The organism is Stenotrophomonas sp. RG-453 (genome assembly GCF_033843685.1).
In the GTDB taxonomy this organism is placed as follows: domain Bacteria; phylum Pseudomonadota; class Gammaproteobacteria; order Xanthomonadales; family Xanthomonadaceae; genus Stenotrophomonas; species Stenotrophomonas bentonitica_A.
Window position 1 is genome coordinate 274694 of sequence record NZ_JAMYED010000005.1, and the last position, 20980, is coordinate 295673.

The window sequence follows — 20980 nt, forward strand, 5'->3', positions numbered from 1 at the left end:
GGGAGTGAGGCGAGCATAGCCCCGCCGCCAGCGGTAACAAGCGGCATGCGACGAAGGCAGGGAATGGTGGGACGAAGCGGTGTAGAGCCACCCCATGGGTGGCTGGCTTTCTTCCGGAACCGCGAAGCCACGCATGGCGTGGCTCTACGTCTGGGTTCGAGACCGCGAGCCACGCATGGCGTGGCTCTACGTCTGGGTTCGAGACCGCGAAGCCACGCATGGCGTGGCTCTACGGCGGGGGTCCGGCCGGCGTGCCGGCCGGACGCGCCTTATTTCCGCTCGGCGGCGCTGGCGTCACGCGGGGCGCGGAACTGGGAGTCTTCGCTCCAGTTCGGCCAGGCGCGCGAGTTGGCCAGCTGGTTGCCCAGCGTGTACAGCACTTCCAGATCGCGCGAGGCACCGGCGAAGGTCCAGTCCGGCTGCCACTCGTCGCCCTGCTGGTGATAGCGCTTGGCGGTGTAGTCATCCGAAGCGGCCTTGCCGGCCGCCACGCCCCCCTCCACCCAATCCTGGCCCGCCGAGTACGACACTGCCGGCACGCCACGCTTGGCGAACGGGAAGTGATCGGAGCGGAAGAACAGGCCGGCTTCCGGCTTCGGGTCCGGCGTGTAGCGGATGTCCCAGCCCTTGGCGACGTCCTTGAGCTGGTCCAGCAGTTCCAGCTTGGCCGAGCCGTAGATGCCGAAGTCACGCGAGGGGCTGAAAGGCGCCATGCCGTCCATGTTGATCAGCGCAACGGTCTTGCCCAGCGGGTACAGCGGGTGGGTGGCGTAGTACTCCGAGCCGAGCAGGCCCTTTTCCTCGGCGGTCACGGCCAGGAACAGCACCGACCGCTCCGGGCGCTTGCCCTTGGCGAAGCCACGGGCCAGTTCGATCAGCGAGGCGGTGCCGCTGGCGTTGTCCAGCGCGCCGTTGAAGATGGTGTCACCGTTCGCGTCCGGCTTGCCCACGCCGATGTGGTCCCAGTGGGCGCTGTAGATCACCGTCTCGTCGGGATGCTTGCTGCCTTCCAGGCGCGCGGCCACGTTGTGCGAGGTGATCACCTCGGTCTTGACCGCGTACTTGGCCGAGAAGGTCTCGCCCTTCAGCTCCACCGGCTTGAAATCACGGGTCTGCGCCTGCTTCTTGAGCGCCTCGAAATCCAGGCCCGAACGCTTGAACAGCTCCACCGCCAGATCGCGCTGGATCCAGCCTTCCAGCAGCGGATGCGCCTCGGCCGGGTTGTCGCGGACCACGTCGAACATGGTGTTGGTGTTGGAGCCGGCCACGGTGGCCCAGCCGTACGAGGCCGGCGCGGTCTCGTGCACGATCAGCACGCCGAGGGCGCCCTGGCGCGCGCCTTCCTCGTACTTGTAGGTCCAGCGACCGTAGTAGGTCATGCCCTTGCCGTCGAAGTCGCCCTGGCCGGTTTCGAAGTCCGGGTCGTTGATCAGCACGACGGCGATCTTGCCCTTCAGGTCCACGCCCTTGAAATCGTCCCAGTTGCGCTCGGCGGCCTTGACGCCGTAGCCGAGGAAGACCAGCGGCGCGTTCTTGATGTCCACCGCGCTGGCCCCGTTCATCGCGGCGCGTACAGCGATTTCCTTGCCCTGGCTCAGCGTCTGGGGCTTGTCCTTGCTGCTCAACGACAGGCTCGGGGTGCCGACGATATCGCCCTTGAGCAGCGGCACGGCCTGGGTCCACAGGCGCTTGCCGTCCTTGAGGTCGCCGCCCGGCTGCAGGCCCGCCGCTGCGAACTGCTTGCTCAGGAAGGCGATGGTCTTCTCTTCACCGGCAGTGGCCGGCGAGCGGCCTTCGTAGGCGTCCGACGCCAGTTCCTTGACGTCGGCGGAGATCCGCGCGCCATCGAATTTGGGGGTGGCGGCCATCAAGGCCGACGACACCGACAACGCCAACAGGCTGATTACCACACGCTTCACGCTGCACCTCATGACTGACCGACAATCGCCCGAGTGTAGGCCAGAGCCGCCGCGCAGTGCAGTGCCGGTCTACACGGCTGCCGCACGGGCCAGCAGCATCGCCTTCTCACGCGCATTGGCGGTCAGCGCGGCCGCATGCTGGAATGCCGCCCGTGCTTCGGCGTGCCGCCCCAGCTGGGCCAGCAGGTCGCCCTGCACCGCAGCCAGCGGCGCATAGTCGCGCAGCCGCGCATCGTCACCGAGCGCATCGACCAGCGGCCACGCGGCCGCCGCGCCCTTGGCCCGCGACAGCGCCACCGCATGGTTCAACGCCACCACCGGCGAGGGCTGGCGCTGTGCCAGCCGTGCGTACAGCGCGGTCATCCGCGCCCAGTCGGTGTCGTCGGCACGGCGCGCGCGTGCGTGGCACTCGGCGATGGCCGCCTGCAATGCATAGGGATCGTCACCGCCACCGAGCGCCACCGCCTGCTGCAGGGCGGCCTGGCCACGGGCGATCTGCAACCAGTCCCAGCGCGTGCGGTCCTGGTCAGGCAACAGGATCGGCGTACCGGTGGCATCGGTGCGGGCGGCGGTGCGCGAGGCCTGCAGTTCCATCAGGGCGAGCAGCCCCTGCACCTGCGGCCAGGTCGGCAACCGACTGGCGAGCACGCGGCCCAGCCGCAGCGCTTCGTCGCACAGGGCCGGGCGCATCCAGTCATCGCCGGCACTGGCCGCATAGCCTTCGTTGAAGATCAGGTAGACCACCTCCAGCACCGAGGCCAGGCGCTCCGGCAACGCCGCCTGGCGCGGCACTTCGAATGGCACCTGCTTGTGCGCCAGCGTGCGCTTGGCGCGCACGATGCGCTGGGCAATGGTGGGCTCCGGCGCGAGGAACGCGCGTGCGATCTCATCGGTGGTCAGGCCGCCGAGCAGTCGTAGCGTCAGCGCGACACGCGCGTCGGCGGCCAGCACCGGATGACAGGCAACGAACATCAGCCGCAGCAGGTCATCGCCGATGTCGTCTTCCAGCGCATCGCTGTCGTCCGGCGCCGGCAACGGCAGCGGCGCCAGCGCACTAGTGAACTGCGCGTGCTGGCCGGCGACGCGCTGGTGCTGGCGCAGCACATCGATGGCGCGGTTGCGCGCAGTGGTCATCAGCCACGCTCCGGGATTGTCCGGCACACCCTGGCTGGGCCAGCGCTCCAGCGCGGCCAGCCAGGTGTCCTGGACCAGCTCTTCGGCACGGCCGACATCGCCGCCGAGCAGGCGGGTCAGGCGGGCGGTCACCACTGGCGACTCCATGCGCCAGATCGTCTCCAGTCGTTGCGTCAGTGCCGTGTCCATGCGGCTGATCAGAGCACCGGTGCGGCCGGCGCACAAGCCGCACCGCGGCGTGCCATCACCCCGGTTCGCCGTCCATGTGCGCGATCTCCCACAGGTGCCCATCCAGGTCCTGGAAGCCCCGCTGGTACATGAAACCGTAATCGCGCGCCGGCTGCGGCTCGCGGGCACCGGCCTTCAGCGCCTTGTCCACCAGCCCGTCGACCGCCTGGCGGCTCTGCGCCGACAGGCAGGTGATCACCTCGGTCTGGCGGCGCGCATCACTGATCGGCTGGGTCGTGAACTGCGCGAAGAACGTCTCCACCAGCAACATCACGAAGATGCTGTCGCTGATGATCATGCAGGCTGCGTTCTCATCGGTGAAGGTCGGGTTGAAGGTGTATCCCAGGGCGGCGAAGAACGTCTTGGACGCCTCCAGGTCGCGCACCGGGAGGTTCACGAAGATCATCTGCTGCGTAGCGTTGGTCATGTGGATGGTTCCTGTTGAACGAAAGATTCAGGGCTGCTTCATGCAGTTGACCATCCACGGCTTGCCGTAACGGTCGATCAGAAAACCCCAGCGGTGGGCCCAGAAGGTTTCGGTGATCGGCATCTTGATCTCGCCACCGTCGGCCAGCGCGTTGAACACGCGCTCGGCCTCCTCGATCGAATCCACATCGATGTTGATCGTGGTACTGCCCTGCCCGTCGGAAGACGGGCCATCGGCGGCCATCAGGATCGCCGACCCCACCTCCAGCTGGCTGTGCGCGACGTGGTCCAGTGTCTCCGGCGGCATCTCGCCACAGCCCTCCTGGCTTTCCATGGGTGGCATGTCGCGGTACTTCATTTCAGAGGTGACCTTGCCGCCGAGTACCTGCGCGTAGAAGGCCATGGCGTCATGGGTCTTGCCGTTGAAGCCGAGGAACGGAATCAGTTTCATGGGAGTGCTCCAGGGGTGCGGGGGGGAATCAATCGGCGGTGCCGATCTGGTCGCGCAGACGCTGTTCCTGCGCCTGCAATTCGGGAGTGAAGGCCGCGCCGAAATCCTCGGCACTGAGGATCGGCCGCAGCTCGACCACATCCCCGGCAGCGAACGGTGCGCGCTTGAGCCATTCGGAGGCCTCGTCCAGCGAGCGCACCTGCCACAGCCAGAACCCGCAGACCAGCTCGCGGGTTTCGGCGAACGGCCCATCGATCACCCGCGGCGGCTCGCTGCCAAAGGCCACGCGGCGGGCGCGCGAGGTCGGGTGCAGGCCCTCGCCGGCCAGCATGATCCCGGCCTGGACCAACTGCTCGTTGTACGCGCCCATCGCGCGGATTTCCTGCTCGGTCGGCAATTGACCGGCCTCGGTGGCGGCGGTTGCCTTGACCAGTACCATGACTTTCACGGGGTGCTCCTGTGTGCCAGCCCGGAACCCGGGCCGTTCACTGGATACAACGTGCCAAGGGGATGGAAATCGACACGCACGACGAACTATTTTTTCGTCGCTGAACGGGGCCGCGCTGCGGCGCTGCAACACGCCATGACCGCGGGCTGGGGCATCATGCGGTTTCCCCGCCCACCCTGGTCCGGCCATGCAATTTCTTCTGCTGATCTATATCGACGAGGGCCTGTTGCAGGCCCTGCCCGGCGACGAATACGACCGCCTGATGCATGACTGCCTGCACCACGCCGACCGCCTGCAGGCCGAGGGTACCCTGGTGCTCGCCCAGAAGCTGGAACCGGTGGACAGCGCGCGCACGTTGCGCGTGCGCCAGGGCCAGACCCGCATCACCGATGGCCCGTTCGCCGAAACCCACGAACTGCTGGCCGGCTTCAACCTGATCAACGCGCCCGACCACGCCGAGGCGATGCGCATTGCGCAGCAGTTCCCGTGGTCGCGCTTCGGCAGCATCGAGGTACGCCCGCTGGCCGACATGGACGCCGAACGCGTGCGCGTCGGCGCCTGACACCGCTCAAGGCAACAGCGTGATCTTCAGATCGCGCGGGCCGATGGCCTCATTGCCGCTGTAGTCGCGCGCACTGGCCCGCAGGATGTACTCGCCGGCCGGCAATGCATCCGGTTGCCAGCGTCCGGTCTCGACCAGCCCATCGCGCACCGTGTTGGTGACCAGGTAGCGGAACCGGGTGACCGCGCTGCCATGCACGGTGATGCCGCTGTCCGGCGCGTAGGCCACGCGGGTGGCGCTGTCTTCGCGCGGCATCCGGTTGAACACGATGTTGAAGCGCGGCTGCTCGTACCCGGCCAGCGGCTGGCCCTGCGCATCCAGGACCTGGTAGCCGACCTGGTACAGGCCCAACCGGCGCCGTGGCAGATTGCGGTCCACCTGGTCCCACGCCTCCACCACGATCTGCACGCCCGGCCCCTGGCGCGGGATCGCGACGCGCCCGTCGGCACCCGCCTTGACCGGCTGGTCCAGGTCGTCCAGCACGGCGACCTCGGTGATGCGCGGCGCGAACGTATCGGCGTAACCGGTGAAGCCCAGTGCCACCGCATTGCGCTCGAAACCACTGGCGCCCACGCTCAGGTGGACATGCGCCATCCGGTTGATGCTACCCAGGGCTTCGCCGGCGGCGAACCGGGTGCCGCGACGCACGCGGATGCGTTCGAGCTTGCCGTCCTCACCGGACACCTGCTGCCAGCGCGCATCGAACGGCCGATCGCGCGGATCGCGGCCAACCTTCATATGGATGTATTTGAGCCGGCCCAGCGAAAGGCCTTCGGCCTGGCCGCCGACCGACCACGCCGCGAACGGCGTATCGACCTTGCCATCGGCGATCGCCAACACCGGCTGGCCGACATCGCCGCGGATATCGAACCCGCCATGCAGATGGTGCCGACTCTCGCCTTTGAAGTCCCCGCGCACCTCACCCAACGTGCCCACCACTTCGTGCCACCCGTCCTGCGGGGCCAGTGGCCACCGGCCGGCGGTGTCGGGCAAAGGAGCGTCCGGTGCCGGGCCGATCAACGCCGGCGGCGCCGTCTGCCCAGGCCCGAGGGCACGCAGCCGGTGCACACGGTAGGAGGCGGCATCGGCCAGATAGAGGCCGCCCTCGGCATCCAGCGCGAGTGCGGTGGGCCGCGCAAAGCGGGGCTGCGGCGGTACCCCGGCCAGTGCCAGCTGATGGCCCTGGGCCGAGATCTGCACCACCTTGCCGTTGATGTCGCTGGCGTAGATCACCCCGTCATGGGTCACCGCCAGCGCCATCGGTCCGCTGAGCAGGCCGCCATCGGCGACCCGGGTGCCCAGCGTGCCATCCGGGGCGAGTTGGCGGATCGCGTTGTTGAACAGATCGGCGATCAGCAGGTTGCCGTGCGGATCCAGTGCCAGCGCCACCGGCGTATCCAGGCGGGTGGCCGCCCCGATGCCATCGACCAGGCCCGGACGCTCGCCACCGGCGACGGTGTGCACCCGTCCATCGGGTTCGATGACGCGGATGCGGTCGTTGTAGGTATCGGCCACGAAGACGCGGCCGCCCGCATCCACCGCCACGCCCATCGGCCCATCGAAGCGCGCCTGGGCGGCCGGGCCATCGACGAACCCCCGCTGACCATCACCGGCCAGCGTGCTTACCGTGCCATCCACCGCAATGCGGCGGATCACGTGGTTGCCGGTATCGGCAACATAGACATTGCCGCCCGCATCCAGTGCGATCCCGGAGGGCGTGTTGAACTGCGCCCGCAGGGCGGCGCCATCGCGCCAACCCTCGCCCTGCCCGGCCAGCGTGTCCACGCGACCGTCGGGATGAACGCGGCGGATGCGGTTGTTGTCGCCGGCATCGGCGATGTAGACCACGCCATGTGTGTCCACGGCCAGGCCGTACGGATCGGCGAAGCGCGCCTGGGCTGCGGGGCCTTCCGTACTGCCGCCCACGCCGTCGCCGGCCAGCACGCTGATTGTCGGCGTCCAGCCCAGGGCCGTCGCCACCGGGCCCGGTGGCGGCGCCGGCGCGGCCGGTTCACGCAGGAAGGTCCAAACCAGCGCTGCCGCCATCAGAGCGGCGATCAGCACCACCATCGTCCATCGTCCGCGCGTCATCGCTGTCCTTGCTGCTGTTCGGGACACGACCTTAGCCGCTCGTGGCGTGCCTGCAAACCCTGCACGCCGGGAGCGCTGATGGTCCACGCGCGCTGGCAGCCGCCCACGCAGCGTGCCGAGGTCAAGGCGGCGGTGAACACGCTGGGCCGCGTGGCGACCCATGCGCGGTACAGCGCGTGACGTTTCGCCCCGGAGCAGCGCCTACTTCGCCGGCGTCTCCACCTTGAACCCCATCGCTTCGCGATAGCGCACATACAGCGCGCTGACCTTCTCCACGTAGGCCAGCGTTTCCGCATACGGCGGCACGCCCTTGTAGCGGGTCACCGCACCGATCCCGGCGTTGTACGCGGCGGCCGCCAGCACGCGGTCGCCGTTGTACCGGCGCAACAACGCCTTCATGTAGCGCGCGCCCCCGCTGATCGACTGCTCGGCCGAGAGCGGATCGGCCACGCCGTATTCGGTGGCGGTATCGGGCATCAGCTGCATCACGCCCTGCGCGCCCTTGGGTGAGATCGCGCCGGCATCGAAACCGCTTTCGGCATGGGCGATCGCACGCAGCCAGGCATCGTCCACGCCGGTGGCCTTGGCCGCCGCCTTGAACTGCTTGGCATGTCGGTTCAACTGCGGCGTGCCGACCTTGCCCAGCCCTTCGTGCGCCGGTTCGCCCGGTGGGGTGGCCACGGTGAACTTCAGGAACACGCGCGAGCCCGGCAGGTTGCGGGTCGAGTAGACCAGTGCACCGTCCTGCTCACGTTCGTACAGGGTGCCGCTGAAGACGCCCATGTTGCCCCACAGGTTGGGGGTCTGCACGGCGTTGTCGTCGATCTGCTGCGGGGTGCACCTGGAGCCGGGCTCGGGTGCCGTGGCCAGACTGACCGTGTTGCTCTGCACGCAGCGATAGACCGTGCGCGCCGATGCCAGGCCAGGCAGCAGCAACGACAACAGGGCCAACGCGGCAGGCAGGGTCGGATTCATCGGGCTCGGATCGGGGCACGGAAGGGTGCGGCGCGATCATCCGGCCGGGGGCGCGAACCGAAGGTGAATACCGGGCCTGCCGCGCTGGCAGGCCGGGCGCTGACTCAGTGGCGGCGGGCCAGCAGCCGCTTGCCGGCGTAGCCCAGGCCGAGCAGGGCGAACCACAGCGGGCTGATCGCCAGCGCGTACAGCGTGTCCGGCTGCAGGGTCAGCAGCACCAGCACGAAGGCGAAGAAGGCCAGGCACACCCCGCACATCAGCACGCCACCGGGCATCTTGAACGCCGAAGCGGCGTGCAGGTGCGGGCGCTTGCGGCGGTAGACGATGTACGAGCACAGGATCAACGACCACACGAACATGAACAACACCGCGGCCAGCGTGGTGACCAGGGTGAACGCGGTCACCAGGTTCGGGATCAGATAGATCAGCATGGCGCCCAGCAACAGGCACACGCAGGAAAACACCAGCCCCAACGCCGGCACCGCCGCGCGCGACAGGCGCCGGAACGCGCTCGGTGCGTGCCCCTCTTCGGCCAGGCCATACATCATCCGGCTGGTTGAGAAGATGCCGCTGTTGGCCGACGACGTGGCCGAGGTCAGCACCACGAAGTTGATCAGGCTGGCCGCGGCGGGAATGCCGGCCAGCACGAACAGTTCCACGAAGGGGCTCTTGCCGGGCACCACCTCACGCCATGGGGTGACGGCCATGATCGCGATCAGCGCCAGCACGTAGAACACCAGGATGCGCACCGGGATCGAGTTGATCGCCTTGGGCAGGTTGCGCTCCGGATCAGCGGTTTCGGCCGCGGTGGTACCGACCAGTTCGATGCCGACGAAGGCGAACACCGCGATCTGGAAGCCGGCGAAGAAACCGGCCATGCCCATCGGGAACACGCCACCGTCGTTCCACAGGTTGGAGAACGACGCCACGTGCCCGGAGGGGGCGGTGAACCCCCAGGCGACCAGCCCGAAGCCGGTGATGATCAGCGCGCAGATGGCGATGATCTTGATCAGCGCGAACCAGAATTCCATTTCACCGAACAGCTTCACCGTGACCAGGTTGAGGCTGAGCAGCAGGATCACGCATAGCAGCGCCGGTATCCACGGTGCCAGCTCGGGGAACCAGAACTGCGCATACGCGGCGATGGCGATCACATCGGCGATGGCGGTGATGATCCAGCAGAACCAGTACGTCCACCCGCAGAAGAACCCGGCCCACGGCCCGAGCAGGTCGGTGGAGAAGTCGATGAAGGATTTGTACTGCAGGTTGGAAAGCAGCAGCTCGCCCATCGCGCGCATGACGAAGAACAGCATCGCGCCGATGATCAGGTACACCAGCACGATGGACGGGCCGGCCAGGCTGATGGTCTTGCCCGAGCCCATGAACAGACCGGTGCCGATGGCACCGCCGATGGCGATCAGCTGCAGGTGGCGGTTGGAGAGGCTGCGCCGGAGGTATTCCGGCGGGACGGCAGGATCGGTCATGGGGCAGCGTCGGCAGGGGCGAAGCGTCCGAACATAGACCTCCGCGAGGCGTTGCGCCAGTCGCCATCGGGCCGTTCGCGGGGGCCGTGGCCGGGCACTGCCCGGGGCGATGATGTGACGGATTCACCTCGCTCCACCGCGCGTGATGCCGGCAGGACGATTGCGCCCCGGCCGGATGGTTCCAATCCCTGCCCGCTGATGGTCATATAGGGCTCCGCCAGGGCATCGAGGTCTGCTTGAACCGCGCCAGGATCATTGCCGCCACCGTAGTGCTTGCCCTGCTCGGCGCCCTGGTGCCGATCGCCACCGTGTTCTATTTCACCTGGAGCCGCGCCAGCGAATCCGAGCAGGTGCGGCTGCAGACCACCGCCGAGCGCACCCTGCAGCGCGCGCACCGCGCCTACGAGACGGCGCTGGCCACCCTGCGCGAGCTCAACCAGAGCACGTTGGCACCGTGCTCACCCGAGCACCTGCAGCTGATGCGCAGCCTGGTGATACGCACCCACTCGGCCGAACAGGTGGGCTATTTCGAGAACGGCCGGCTGGCCTGCACGTCCTGGGGCCCGATGGACGCGCAGATCATCCAGCGCCCACCGGCCTATGTCACCGCCGAAGGCGCGGGCATCACGCTGGACGTGCGGCCGCTGGCAGGCACTCCCCAGCAACCGCTGCTGGCCCTGCAACTGGGACGCTACGACATCCTCATGGACCCGGCCCGGCTGGTCGACGTGATCGTCGACCCGAACGTGCGCCTGGCGGTGGCCAGCCCCGATGGGCGCCTGATCGCCCAGCAGGACATCCCCGACGAGGCCTTGCTGCAGCGCCTGCTGCGTGAACCGGCCAGCGGCTTGGAAGGCCAGACGCTGTATGCCAGCGCGCAGGACCAGGAGTGGCTGGCGATCGCCATGGCGCCGCGGACCGATCTGGTCGCCGCGTTCCGCCACCAGATCGGGCAGTTCATCCCGTTGGGCGTGCTCGGCGCGCTGGCGATGATCGTCGGCGTGGTGTGGCTGTCGCGGCGGCGGCTGTCACTGCGGGGCGAGCTGGCCACGGCGGTGCGCCGGCGTGAGTTCTTCATGCACTACCAGCCCATCATCGAACTGGACACCGGCATCTGCGTGGGCGCCGAATCGCTGGTGCGCTGGCGCCGTGCCGACGGCACGCTGGTGCGGCCGGACCTGTTCATTCCGCTGGCCGAAGAGGCCGGCCTGATCGAAGCGCTGACCGACCAGGTCATCGACCATGTGATCACCGACATGCGCGAGCTGCTGGTGCAGGACCGCACCGCCCACATCGCGATCAACCTGGCCGCCGAGGATGTCAGCAGCGGCCGGGCGCTGAAGGTGCTCTCCAGCAAGCTGCACGGCACCGGCATCCACCCGCAGCAGATCTGGCTGGAGGCCACCGAGCGTGGCTTCATCGACGTCCGCCGCGCCCGCACCAGCCTGGCCAATGCGCGGCGGCTGGGGCACTGCGTGGCGATCGATGATTTCGGTGTCGGTTACTCCAGCCTGCAGTACCTGCAGCAGCTGCCGCTGGATGCATTGAAGATCGACAAATCCTTCATCGATGCGATCGGCACCGACAGCGCGACCAGCCCGGTCACCTCGCACATCATCGACATGGCCAAGACCCTGGGCCTGTTCACCGTGGCCGAAGGCGTGGAAACCCCGGCGCAGCTGGCCTATCTGCAGGCGCGCCAGGTGGAGTTCGGGCAGGGCTGGCTGTTCTCCAAGGCGCTGGCCCCGGCCGAGTTCATGGCCTTCCACCAGCAGCGCAAGCAGCAGTACGGCCAGGCACGCGAAAACATGCAGAACCCCAACAGCGACACCGTGGCCTGAGCCGGCGCATCATTCCCCCTCGAGCCCGGCCAGCGTCATCACCCATGCCGGCACCGGCGGCTCGCCTGCGTAGAAGGCCTTCGGTTTGTTTTCCGCCATCGCCCAGCGCTGGATCCAGCTGATGCCACCGGCGCCGTTGTAGCCATCGGGATGCTGATAGGCCGGATCCTGCAAGGCGGCCTCCAGCGAGATGAAGCGATAGCCACGCCGGCGCGTGGCCGCGACCAGCTCCTCCACGCAGTCGGCACTGAGCGCGTTGGCATGGATCAGCCACACCTGCGCCGGCAGCCGGCCCAGCAGCTGCTGGCCCTGCTGCTCGTAGTAGTCCAGTTTCTTGAGCATGTACGGCACGTAGCCACGGCGCAGCTGGCGCAGGCGCGCCTCGCGCGAGACAGGATCGGTGTCGGTATCGCGCACATGATCGTAGGCGAACGCCCAGATCCACTCGCTGTTGTCGACCGTGACCGGTGCGACCCGATACCCGTGCTGCTGCAGGAACTCCCCGAGCGCCGCGCGTTCGTGCGGCGACTGCCCGGCACGCAGGTAAGGATGCCGGAACCAGCGCGGCGCCTGCCCGGTCTCGGCCAGCAACGGACGCAGCGTGGTTTCACCGCGCAGGATGTCCTGCTCGTAGGCGGCCAGCCCGATCGCATGCAGATCGACATGGCCGAAGGTGTGGTTGCCCAGTTCGAACCCGGCATCCCGCCAGTCACGCAGCATCTGCACCCGTGCGGGTTGCACCTGCCCGTCCACCTCCAGTTTGACCTCGTTGACGAAGCCCACCACCGGCACGTCGGCCCGCTTCAGGGCCGCGATCAGCCGCGCGTGCCAGGCGGCAAGCTCGGGCTCGGCGCGTTCGTCCAGGCGCTGCCAGGGCAGATCATCGATGGTCAGTGCGATGCGCCGCTCCGGCGCCGCCGCGTGGGCGATGCCGGCCAGGCACAGTAGTGCCAGCACAGCACTTCGAAGAACTCCCTTGCGCACCCGCTGCTCCCATCGCGATACCCGGCCCCAGCATAGCGCCGGGCATCACGGTCCATCTTGCCGGGTGCGGCGGCTGGGCTCAGTGCGTGATCGGTGCCCAGGCGCGCGGCTGGCGCAACACCACCATCAACGTGGCCAGCAGCAGCACCAGCAGCACCGCTGGCAGCCAGCGTTCGCCGACGGTTTCCAGCATCACGCCGCCGAGGATGCCCGCCAGTGCGATCGCCAGGTTCCAGCCGGTCACCACGAAGGACTGCGCGATGTCCCCGGCCTCGTCCGCACGGCGCGCCACCGCGGTCTGGAACAGCGTGGGAACGCCACCGAAGGAAATGCCCCACACTACCGTCCCGATCACCAGCACCCACGGCGAGCCGGGCCACAGGCCGAACGCCACTGCCGAGAGTGCGAAGGCCACGGTGCTTGCGATCACCAGCGCGCGCAGCCAGCGATCCACCAGCAGTCCGGTGATCCAGATGCCGACCAGCGCGGCCACCCCGAACACCAGCAACAGGCGATCCAGCCATGCCGCCGCGCCGGACAGCGCCGCGAAGGGCTCGATGTAGGTGTAGAGCACGTTGTGCGCCAACACGTAGAGGAACATCGTCATCAGCGCGGTGCGCATGCCGCGCAGGCGCAGCACGTTGCCCAACGACTGCTGGGCCGCCGCGCCCGGGGCCGGCAACGACGGCAGCGCCAGCCGCGCCCACACCAGCAGGCCCACGCTGAGCAGCGACATCAACCCGAACGCCCAGCGCCAGCCGATGGTCTGGCCGAGCAGCGTACCGGCCGGGATGCCCAGCGACAGCGCCAGCGGCGTGCCGACCATCGCCACCGCGATCGCCCGGCCCTGCAGCTGCGGCACCACCATGCGGCTGGCGTACCCCGCCACCAGCGACCACAGCAGGCCCGCGCTGATGCCGGCGCAGAAGCGTGCGACCAGCATCAGGCCGTAGTGGTGTGTCATCGCGGTGATGGTATTGACCACCACGAAACCGGCGATCGCGGTGAGCAGCAGCGGGCGGCGTGGCCAGCGCCGCGTCAATGCGGTCATCGGCAGTGCGGCAACCAGCGAGCCCAGGGCGTAGATGGTGACCAGCTGCCCGACCAGCGCGCGGCTGACGCCCAGATCGGCGCTCATCGGTGACAGCAGGCCCGCCGGCAATGCCTCGGTGAGGATGGTGATGAAGCCCGCGCAGGCCAGCGCCAGCAGACCGCCGAAAGGCAATCGGGTGGCCGCGTTGGGCAGCGGCACGGCGCTGGTATCGACCGCGTGACCGCTCATGGGTGCCCCCGGGTAGGGGCCGCATCCAGCGGGCGCGTGGGGTCGCGGAGGTCAGGGAAGGAGGACATGGCGGCGCCGGGAGGTGAGGGAGCGCCACCGTAGGCCGCGAGCGCCTGCCGAAACAGCCGGTTGGCGTTCCGCACATTCCGGACCTGCAGGGCCGCAATCGGTGAAGCGCCCTCCCCGCAAGGTCTTTCACCCCAACCAGCCCCTGGCGCACCGCAGTGTTGCGGGCCGATGGCTGCACCTCCCGCCCCGCAGGCCCTGCCGACGGTTACAGTGCCCGCTTTCCTCCCCATGCCCCCACCCATGTCAGCCCTGGACAACCTCGGCAACCTGCAGACCTTCGTGCAGGTCGCCGACACCCGCAGCTTCGTCGAGACCGGCCGCATGCTCGGCATCTCCGCCTCGGCCGCCGGCAAGACCGTGTCGCGTCTGGAGCAGACACTCGGCGTGCGGTTGTTCCATCGCAGCACCCGCAGCGTCACCCTCACCGCCGAGGGAGAGCGCTTCCTGGTCCGATGCCGGCGCATCCTGGATGAGCGTGACGCCGCCCGTGACGAGCTGGTCCAGCAGACCGAGGCACCCACGGGGGTGCTGCGGGTCAGCCTGCCGCTGGTCGGCGACATCTCGCTGCCGCTGCTCACCGAGTTCATGGCGGCTTATCCCGGCATCCGCCTGGAGCTGGATTTCGATGACCGGCTGGTCGATGTGATCGAGGAAGGCTTCGACGCCGTGCTGCGGGTCAGCGCGCCGACCGACTCGCGCCTCAGCGCCCGGCAGCTCGGCGTGTTTCCGCGCTACCTGGTGGCCTCGCCGGACTACCTGGCCCGCCGCGGTGCGCCTCGCGTGCCCGAGGACCTGCTGCACCACGACTGCCTGCACTACCGCTTCCCCAGCAGCGGCAAGCTCGAACCGTGGCCGCTGCCGCAGACGCCAGGCGCTGCGCCACTGGCACTGCCGGTCTCGATGGTCAGCAACACCATCGAAGCGCGGCTGGCCTTCGCGCTGGCCGGGCGCGGCATCGCCTACATCCCCGAGCACTCGGTGCGCGAGGCACTGGCCGACGGTCGGCTGCAGCGGGTGATGGCCGACCGCATCCATGCCTGCGGCACCTTCTACCTGCTGTGGCCCTCCGGCCGCCATGTGCTGCCCAAGCTGCGGGTCTTCATCGATTTCATCAGCGCGCGGCTGACCGGCGTGAGCTGCTGAGCAGCTGCTGAGCAGGCCGCGTTCATCGGCCCGCCGCCGCGCGGTTCTATACTGGCCGCGCGGCAGCCAGCCGCCTTTGTTGCCGAGGTAAGCCTACATGCGCCATTGATGCCGCCGTCGTCTGACGGCCCGTCTCCACCCACCTGTTCCGCAGGAGGGGAGTCCTTGGCATCCAATGGAGGTCGCATGACCGCATTCGCTCTCACGCTCGACCGCGTGACGCATACCCTGCCCGACGGCCGGGTCCTGTTTTCCGAACTGTCCGCCGCGTTCGACGGCACCCCGACCGGTCTGGTCGGGCGCAACGGCGTGGGCAAAAGCGTGCTCGCACGCTTGCTCAGCGGCGATCTCGCGCCCACCTCCGGCCGCATCCCGCGCAGTGGGCCGGTGCACCTGCTCACCCAGCACAGCGGCGTACCCGAGGGCCGCATCGCCGACCTGGCCGGGGTCGGTGCGGTGCTCGATGCCCTGCTCCGCATCGAAGCCGGCAGCGTCGATCCCGACGATTTCAGCTGCGTGGGTGAGCGCTGGGATCTACGCGAGCAGCTGCAGGCACAGTGGCACCTGCTCGGGCTGCCTGCGCTCGATCCCCTGCAGCCGGCAGCGACGCTCAGCGGTGGCCAAGCGATGCAGGTCGCACTGGCCGGTGCGTTCCTGTCCGGTGCCGAGGGGCTGATCCTGGATGAACCCAGCAACCATCTTGATGCCGACCATCGCGAGCGCCTGATCGACGCGCTGCAGCGCTGGCACGGCGGCCTGATCGTGATCAGCCACGACCGTACGCTGCTGCGGCACATGACGCGCATCGTCGAACTGTCGCCAAGCGGGCTGCGCCAGTACGGCGGCAACTACGATCTCTACGCCGAACAGAAACACGGCGAGCGGCGCAGTGCCCAGGCCGAGCTGGCCCTGCGCAAGCGCGAGCGCCGCCATCAGCAGACCGAGCTGCGCGATCAGCGCGAGAAGATGGCGCATCGGCAGGCGCGCGCTACACGCGATGCACGCACCGCCAACCAGGCACCGATCCTGCTCGGTGGCATGAAGAACCGCAGCGAGCACACTGCCGGCCGCTGGCAGGCACAGCAGAACGAGCGCCGTACCGAACTGGATGCGCGGGTGCGCGAGGCTGCCGGCGAGGTGGAGCAGGACATCGAGATCGCCCTGCTCGCCCCGGTGATCCAACAGCCCGGGCCGCAGCGCGTGGCCGAGCTCATCGCCGCCGAACTGCCATGGGTGCAAGCACCCTGGAACACGCTGGATCTCACCGTGCAGCGCGGCCAGCGAATCGGCGTGCAGGGCCGCAACGGCAGCGGCAAATCCACGCTGCTGCGGCTGCTCGCCGGCACACTGGCACCGCTCTCGGGGCAGGTCGAGGTAGCGGCCAGCGTCGCCCTGCTCGACCAGTCACTCACGCTGCTGCCGGACGACGCCTCGGCCTTGTCACTACTGCAGCGCGCGCATCCGTTGGCCGACGAAGGCACGCTGCGCACGCAGCTGGCCCTGCTCGGCCTGGATGCCGAGCGCAGCCTGCGGCCCGTGGCCACGCTCAGCGGCGGCGAGCGGTTGAAAGCGGCGCTGGCATCGGTGCTGTACGCCCGGACGCCGCCGCAGCTGCTGCTGCTCGACGAACCCGGCAATCACCTCGACCTGCCCTCGCTGGGCGCGCTGGAGCAGATGCTCGGTCAGTACACCGGCACGTTGATGATCGTCTCGCACGATGCCGCGCTGCTGGAGGCGGTCGGCTTGAGCCATACCCTGCGCGCATCTGATCAGGGCTGGCAGCTGACGCCGGTGTAGCGCCGGCGGCTACGCGCGCGCCCACGCCGGGAAAGCGTCCGGCAACAACTGCCACAACAGCGGGCCGGCGCGCAGTTCTTCATCGTTGAGCAGGCAGGCATCCAGCTCGGCACGCACCGCGTGCTCGTCCATCGCCACGCCGATCACCGCCAGTTCCTGGCGGCGGTCGCCCCACCACGGATGCCACAGCCTGCGCATCGCCTGGTACTCACCGGCATCGCCGACCTGCTCCACGCTGGGCAGCGGCGCGGTCCAGCACGCCGTCTGTTGGCGGGCCCAGCCGATATCCGTGTAGGGCACGCGCGTGGGTGACAGCTCGGGCACGGTGTTCTCCAAGCCCGCCTCCATGCGCTCGCGCGAGGCGTACCAGACCCCCGCGACCGAGGTCTGCGTGGCCGCACCGACACTGGAGAGCTCGCCCACCCAGTCCATGCGGTTGGCCAGCCAGAAGAAACCCTTACTGCGGATCACACTGCCCAGCCCGGTCTCCAGCAGCCGTGCGAAACGCTGCGGGTGGAACGGCCGGCGCGAGCGGTAGACGAAGCTGGTGATGCCGTACTCCTCGGTCTCGGGCGTGTGCTGGCCACGCAGCGCCTGCATCCAGCCCGGCGCCAACTGCGCTTTGACGAAATCGTAGCGGCCGGTATCAAGCACCTCGTGCAGCGGCACATTGCCCTGCTCGGACAGCACCAGCCGCGCATCGCGGTTCATGGCACGCAGCACGGCGAGCGTGGACTGCAGCGTGTCATCGTCGATCAGATCGCACTTGCTCACCACGATCACGTTGGCGAACTCGATCTGCTCGGCGAGCAGATTCACGACACCGCGGTCGTCGTCCTCACCGGCCTGCTGGCCGCGGTCGGTCAGCCGGTCACTTGAGCCGAAGTCGTGCAGGAACCGCGCGCCATCGACCACCGTCACCAGCGTATCCAGCCGCGCGATGTCGCTGAGGCTGAAGCCATCCTCATCGCGCACCGAGAAGGTTGCCGCGACCGGCATCGGCTCGGCGATCCCGGTCGACTCGATCAGCAGGTAGTCGTAGCGCCCCTCCGCCGCGAGCCGGCGCACCTCCTGCAGCAGGTCATCGCGCAGCGTGCAGCAGATGCAGCCGTTGCTGAACTCCACCAGCGTCTCCTCGGTGCGGCTCAACGCAGCGCCACCCTCGCGCACCAACTGCGCATCGACGTTGATCTCGCTCATGTCGTTGACGATCACCGCGACCCGGCGGCCCTCGCGGTTGCGCAGCAGCTGATTGAGCAGGGTGGTCTTGCCGGCGCCCAGGAAGCCGGACAGCACGGTGACCGGCAGACGCGAATCAAAGGAGGCAGAGGCAGTCATGGCAGAGCAGGTCAGGAAGGGGAATGAAATGTTACTATATAACATTCACTGACCAAGGCCCGACGCCCCATGAAGCGATCCTCTGCCCTGTTGGATGCCGGCGCCATTGCGCTTTCCGGCCTATGCCTGCTGCACTGCCTGGCCCTGCCGCTGCTCGCGGCGATGCTCCCGCTGATGGGCGTGTGGGCCCAGGCCGAGTGGGTGCATGCCCTGTTCGTGGCCATCGCCGCGCCGGTGACCGGCTTCGCGTTGTGGCGCGCCCACCGCCAGCATCGCCTGCCCGTGCTGGCGATGGCCGGCGCGGCGATCGGACTCCTGTTGCTGCTGGCCGGCGCCATGGGATGGCCGAGCCACGACGCCGAGACCCCGATGACCGTGGTCGGCAGCCTGCTGCTGGCCAGCACGCATGTGTGGAATGCCTGGCGGCGGCACCGGCATTGAGCGGACGGCCCGGCTCAGTGCTTGAACATCATCCCGACCAGGAACAGCACCAGCGGCGCCGCACTGAGCACCGCACCGACGATGCCCAGCCACGGCCAGCGCTCCTGACGGACGCGCGAGCCGACCGTGGCGATCAGGCCCACGGCTGCTGAAGCAAGTACGCCGATCGAGACGCCGGTGGTGCTGGCGCCGGCGGTGACCCCGTGGTTGGCGGCCGTGGCGATATGCGCGGCGGCCGCCCCGACGGGAAGGCCGAGGAAGCTGACCAGGCCAAGCAGCGGTAGCCGTTGAGCCGACATGGGTGCGACAGACGATGGGCGCGGCGCTTGCGGAGAATCTGGCGGCACGAGGGGTCTCCTGAGAATCGCGTCACCGTACACCATTGCCTGCCGACGACGGGGCACGGGGCACGGGGCACGCAGACGGCATCTTTTCACGCCGTGTTGGACAATGCTCCCACACCCGCCGCCAAGGATCTGCCATGCGTGTACTGCCCAGCCTGCTCTTCCTGTCGCCGCTGCTGTTGACCGGCTGCGGCAAGGACAACAGCGCCGGCGTGTTCTCCTCCGATCCGATGCTCGGCTGCTATGCCACCCACGCGCGCAAGCCGGCCGAATTCCGCATCGAGCAGCAGAGCGGCCAGTACTACGTGTCCTTCAACCGCGATGAGCAATGGCAGCGCGATGCCACGCCGCTACAGGAATCCAGCCGCGCCGAGATCGCCCAGTTCTTCCGCGACGATGCCGACCAGATCAACAAAGCGCTGGTCCGCCCCGGTGGCGGCTTCGGCATCTTCAAGTTCAACCCAGGCGCCACGCTCAAGGGCAAGGCCAAGGACAGCGACTACATGGCGCTGGTGCTGATCGGCGCCGGCCCGGTGTTTCCGGTGAAGTGCCCATGATGGGCAAGGTTTCCGGATCCCGCCCACCGGGCCACTGATACGGGCGGCAACCGCCCGCCCGCACCGGTGGCCCGGTCCGCGACACCCATCCCCAACATCCCCGCCCGCGGTCGTACACAGGCGGGAACCCCATCCCCATCTCCAACCCTCAGCCTGGCTCCTCCGGCTCGCGGCGACCGCGGTGGATCGAGCTGTACGGCCATTGCGTCGCATCCCTCACGTGCCCGTGCTTGACCGGGTTGTGGTGCACATAGGCCACGTGCCGTTGCAGGTCCTCGGCGTCAACGATCCGGTGCTCGCGGAAGCCGTTGTGCCATAGGGGCCGCAGGCTGCGGTCCCGCCGCAGCTGCAGCCGCGGATCAACCATCGGCAACTGCCGGTCGAAGATCGCCTGGACCTGCGCCCAACGGCGATGACCCTCCTCATCGCCCTCCGGCAATGTCCACACCCCATGCAGATGGTCCGGCAGCACCACGATCGCGTTGATCCGGAACGGCCGCGCCTGCTGCGCCACCCGGAACGCCAGCCGCAGGGTCTGCGCCTGTTCCACCAGCAAGCTGCTGCTGCGATCGCGCAGGTGCGCGCTGAAGAAGTAGGCGGTGCCGGTAGGCCAGAGGAGGTGGTCGTAGGACATGGCTCCAGTGTGGGTGGCCTCACCACGGGTGGCGATCAGCCCACTGTACAGGCTATGGTCCTCCACATACGGGAAAGTGGGTCAGAATTGTGTCCACAACACAGTCGTCCAAGTTCCGTCTTTAGCCGCCGGGTTGCTGGCACACACTGCAGGTCTCGTCCCAGGACGAGGGTTCTGGACAGGCCCGCATGTGAACGGGTCCACGGTGGCATCGGTGGCAGCTGGCACTTTGACGCCACGAGGCAAGGAAGAGGAAGTCAAATGACAAGGAAGCGATCTGGAAACGGGCCAGGATTCGTAGTCGTTGCGTTCTTCGCGGTGCTGGTCGGGCTTTGCAGCCGCAAGAGTGAAGACGGACCGCGACAGCTTTCGGAACCGCAGCAGTCAATTGCAGTTTCTCAATTGCCAGTCGCTGCCGAACCCGACCTGGAAGAGCGATATGTTGATGCCGACGCTCTCAACGTTCGTTCGTCACCAAACGGGAAAGTGGTGGGAAAACTCAGACGCTCGGACAGCGTCACGGTGCATGGTCAAGATGCTTCGTGGGTACGCATATCAGCCGACGGGAAGCCGATGAAGTGGGTCTCGTCTGAACGCCTGTGCGCTGCTCCCGGTTGCGCTAGCAAGACGCCCGCGCGCGCCTCTCGCAGCGCAAGGGATGCAGGTCCGGCGCCCAGTGCCTCAAGGACATCATTCTCTTCCGGGAGCGGTTGCCCCTGTTCCTCTTCCAACAACTGCTTTGGGCCGAGGGGAGGTCGATACTGCATAACGTCAGGGGGCAACAAGCGCTATCGATAGCTACCCCGACTGGGCGTCCAAGTCGCCTCTTGAC

19 protein-coding genes are annotated in these 20980 nt (G+C 68.2%); 6 read left to right on the plus strand and 13 right to left on the minus strand.

The features are described 5' to 3' along the window. Nucleotides 1-269: 269 nt before the first annotated feature. The 5 genes from NJD74_RS11925 to NJD74_RS11945 all read right to left on the minus strand — a co-directional run bounded on the left by NJD74_RS11925 (nt 270) and on the right by NJD74_RS11945 (nt 4606). Nucleotides 270-1919 (minus strand): M28 family metallopeptidase, encoded by a 1650-nt coding sequence (locus tag NJD74_RS11925; protein ID WP_319624215.1) that lies wholly within the window; start codon nt 1917-1919, stop codon nt 270-272. Nucleotides 1920-1988: 69 nt separating this feature from the next. Beyond that, nucleotides 1989-3242: a sigma-70 family RNA polymerase sigma factor gene (locus tag NJD74_RS11930; protein WP_319624216.1), complete on the minus strand. Its 1254-nt coding sequence runs from the start codon at nt 3240-3242 to the stop codon at nt 1989-1991. Between the two features lie 55 nt (nt 3243-3297). After that, nucleotides 3298-3708 carry a VOC family protein gene (locus NJD74_RS11935; protein ID WP_070426526.1) on the minus strand — a complete coding sequence of 137 codons (411 nt, stop codon included), beginning with the start codon at nt 3706-3708 and terminating at the stop codon, nt 3298-3300. 27 nt (nt 3709-3735) lie between these two features. Beyond that, complete coding sequence (locus NJD74_RS11940) at nt 3736-4158, minus strand: VOC family protein (protein WP_046272897.1); 423 nt, start codon at nt 4156-4158, stop codon at nt 3736-3738. Nucleotides 4159-4186: 28 nt separating this feature from the next. Then, complete coding sequence (locus NJD74_RS11945; RefSeq protein WP_319624217.1) at nt 4187-4606, minus strand: YciI family protein; 420 nt, start codon at nt 4604-4606, stop codon at nt 4187-4189. 187 nt (nt 4607-4793) lie between these two features. On the opposite strand from NJD74_RS11945, the gene NJD74_RS11950 reads away from it, so the two are divergent. Further along, complete coding sequence (locus tag NJD74_RS11950) at nt 4794-5168, plus strand: YciI family protein (protein WP_019185729.1); 375 nt, start codon at nt 4794-4796, stop codon at nt 5166-5168. Between the two features lie 6 nt (nt 5169-5174). On the opposite strand, the gene NJD74_RS11955 is transcribed toward NJD74_RS11950, so the two are convergent. From NJD74_RS11955 to cycA, 3 genes are all read right to left on the minus strand, one after another. Next, on the minus strand, nt 5175-7214 hold the full coding sequence (locus NJD74_RS11955; RefSeq protein ID WP_254665261.1) for an SMP-30/gluconolactonase/LRE family protein: 2040 nt from the start codon (nt 7212-7214) through the stop codon (nt 5175-5177). Nucleotides 7215-7460: 246 nt separating this feature from the next. Beyond that, nucleotides 7461-8234 (minus strand): lytic transglycosylase domain-containing protein, encoded by a 774-nt coding sequence (locus NJD74_RS11960; RefSeq protein WP_319624218.1) that lies wholly within the window; start codon nt 8232-8234, stop codon nt 7461-7463. A 104-nt stretch (nt 8235-8338) separates the two neighbouring features. Then, complete coding sequence (cycA, locus tag NJD74_RS11965) at nt 8339-9718, minus strand: D-serine/D-alanine/glycine transporter (protein ID WP_319624219.1); 1380 nt, start codon at nt 9716-9718, stop codon at nt 8339-8341. 236 nt (nt 9719-9954) lie between these two features. Here cycA and NJD74_RS11970 point away from each other — a divergent pair, with 236 nt between their 5' ends. After that, complete coding sequence (locus NJD74_RS11970) at nt 9955-11559, plus strand: EAL domain-containing protein (protein ID WP_319624220.1); 1605 nt, start codon at nt 9955-9957, stop codon at nt 11557-11559. A 9-nt stretch (nt 11560-11568) separates the two neighbouring features. Here NJD74_RS11970 and NJD74_RS11975 read toward each other — a convergent pair whose 3' ends face one another. Both NJD74_RS11975 and NJD74_RS11980 read right to left on the minus strand, forming a co-directional pair. Next, on the minus strand, nt 11569-12516 hold the full coding sequence (locus tag NJD74_RS11975; RefSeq protein WP_319624221.1) for a polysaccharide deacetylase family protein: 948 nt from the start codon (nt 12514-12516) through the stop codon (nt 11569-11571). A gap of 106 nt (nt 12517-12622) precedes the next feature. Next, nucleotides 12623-13825, minus strand: a complete 1203-nt coding sequence (locus NJD74_RS11980) for an MFS transporter (RefSeq protein ID WP_319624222.1) — start codon at nt 13823-13825, stop codon at nt 12623-12625. A gap of 309 nt (nt 13826-14134) precedes the next feature. Here NJD74_RS11980 and NJD74_RS11985 point away from each other — a divergent pair, with 309 nt between their 5' ends. Together NJD74_RS11985 and NJD74_RS11990 are read left to right on the plus strand one after the other, a co-directional pair. After that, on the plus strand, nt 14135-15037 hold the full coding sequence (locus tag NJD74_RS11985; protein WP_319624223.1) for a LysR family transcriptional regulator: 903 nt from the start codon (nt 14135-14137) through the stop codon (nt 15035-15037). A 186-nt stretch (nt 15038-15223) separates the two neighbouring features. Further along, nucleotides 15224-16834 (plus strand): ABC-F family ATP-binding cassette domain-containing protein, encoded by a 1611-nt coding sequence (locus tag NJD74_RS11990; RefSeq protein WP_319624224.1) that lies wholly within the window; start codon nt 15224-15226, stop codon nt 16832-16834. 9 nt (nt 16835-16843) lie between these two features. Here NJD74_RS11990 and NJD74_RS11995 read toward each other — a convergent pair whose 3' ends face one another. Further along, nucleotides 16844-18172 carry a GTP-binding protein gene (locus NJD74_RS11995; protein ID WP_070471623.1) on the minus strand — a complete coding sequence of 443 codons (1329 nt, stop codon included), beginning with the start codon at nt 18170-18172 and terminating at the stop codon, nt 16844-16846. Nucleotides 18173-18241: 69 nt separating this feature from the next. On the opposite strand from NJD74_RS11995, the gene NJD74_RS12000 reads away from it, so the two are divergent. After that, complete coding sequence (locus tag NJD74_RS12000) at nt 18242-18613, plus strand: MerC domain-containing protein (protein ID WP_046272885.1); 372 nt, start codon at nt 18242-18244, stop codon at nt 18611-18613. 14 nt (nt 18614-18627) lie between these two features. Here the strand turns inward: NJD74_RS12000 and NJD74_RS12005 are convergent, their stop codons facing one another. After that, the gene (locus NJD74_RS12005; RefSeq protein WP_070426514.1) at nt 18628-18912 is read right to left on the minus strand and encodes a hypothetical protein; all 285 of its coding nucleotides are present in this window, start codon (nt 18910-18912) and stop codon (nt 18628-18630) included. Nucleotides 18913-19094: 182 nt separating this feature from the next. On the opposite strand from NJD74_RS12005, the gene NJD74_RS12010 reads away from it, so the two are divergent. After that, entirely contained in the window at nt 19095-19514 is a 420-nt protein-coding gene (locus NJD74_RS12010; RefSeq protein WP_019185717.1) for a hypothetical protein, read from the plus strand. A 148-nt stretch (nt 19515-19662) separates the two neighbouring features. On the opposite strand, the gene NJD74_RS12015 is transcribed toward NJD74_RS12010, so the two are convergent. Further along, the gene (locus tag NJD74_RS12015) at nt 19663-20148 is read right to left on the minus strand and encodes a transposase (protein ID WP_019185716.1); all 486 of its coding nucleotides are present in this window, start codon (nt 20146-20148) and stop codon (nt 19663-19665) included. Nucleotides 20149-20980 lie beyond the last annotated feature (832 nt).

What these genes read in the sequence shown, in the direction of transcription:
- NJD74_RS11930 (WP_319624216.1), bottom strand. Translation starts at nt 3,242, where the DNA reads ATGGACACGGCACTGACGCAACGACTGGAGACGATCTGGCGCATGGAG.
- NJD74_RS11935 (WP_070426526.1), bottom strand. Translation starts at nt 3,708, where the DNA reads ATGACCAACGCTACGCAGCAGATGATCTTCGTGAACCTCCCGGTGCGC.
- NJD74_RS11940 (WP_046272897.1), bottom strand. Translation starts at nt 4,158, where the DNA reads ATGAAACTGATTCCGTTCCTCGGCTTCAACGGCAAGACCCATGACGCC.
- NJD74_RS11950 (WP_019185729.1), top strand. Translation starts at nt 4,794, where the DNA reads ATGCAATTTCTTCTGCTGATCTATATCGACGAGGGCCTGTTGCAGGCC.
- NJD74_RS11955 (WP_254665261.1), bottom strand. Translation starts at nt 7,214, where the DNA reads ATGGCGGCAGCGCTGGTTTGGACCTTCCTGCGTGAACCGGCCGCGCCG.
- NJD74_RS11960 (WP_319624218.1), bottom strand. Translation starts at nt 8,234, where the DNA reads ATGAATCCGACCCTGCCTGCCGCGTTGGCCCTGTTGTCGTTGCTGCTG.
- cycA (WP_319624219.1), bottom strand. Translation starts at nt 9,718, where the DNA reads ATGACCGATCCTGCCGTCCCGCCGGAATACCTCCGGCGCAGCCTCTCC.
- NJD74_RS11980 (WP_319624222.1), bottom strand. Translation starts at nt 13,825, where the DNA reads ATGAGCGGTCACGCGGTCGATACCAGCGCCGTGCCGCTGCCCAACGCG.
- NJD74_RS11985 (WP_319624223.1), top strand. Translation starts at nt 14,135, where the DNA reads ATGTCAGCCCTGGACAACCTCGGCAACCTGCAGACCTTCGTGCAGGTC.
- NJD74_RS11990 (WP_319624224.1), top strand. Translation starts at nt 15,224, where the DNA reads ATGACCGCATTCGCTCTCACGCTCGACCGCGTGACGCATACCCTGCCC.
- NJD74_RS11995 (WP_070471623.1), bottom strand. Translation starts at nt 18,172, where the DNA reads ATGACTGCCTCTGCCTCCTTTGATTCGCGTCTGCCGGTCACCGTGCTG.
- NJD74_RS12000 (WP_046272885.1), top strand. Translation starts at nt 18,242, where the DNA reads ATGAAGCGATCCTCTGCCCTGTTGGATGCCGGCGCCATTGCGCTTTCC.
- NJD74_RS12005 (WP_070426514.1), bottom strand. Translation starts at nt 18,912, where the DNA reads ATGTCGGCTCAACGGCTACCGCTGCTTGGCCTGGTCAGCTTCCTCGGC.
- NJD74_RS12010 (WP_019185717.1), top strand. Translation starts at nt 19,095, where the DNA reads ATGCGTGTACTGCCCAGCCTGCTCTTCCTGTCGCCGCTGCTGTTGACC.
- NJD74_RS12015 (WP_019185716.1), bottom strand. Translation starts at nt 20,148, where the DNA reads ATGTCCTACGACCACCTCCTCTGGCCTACCGGCACCGCCTACTTCTTC.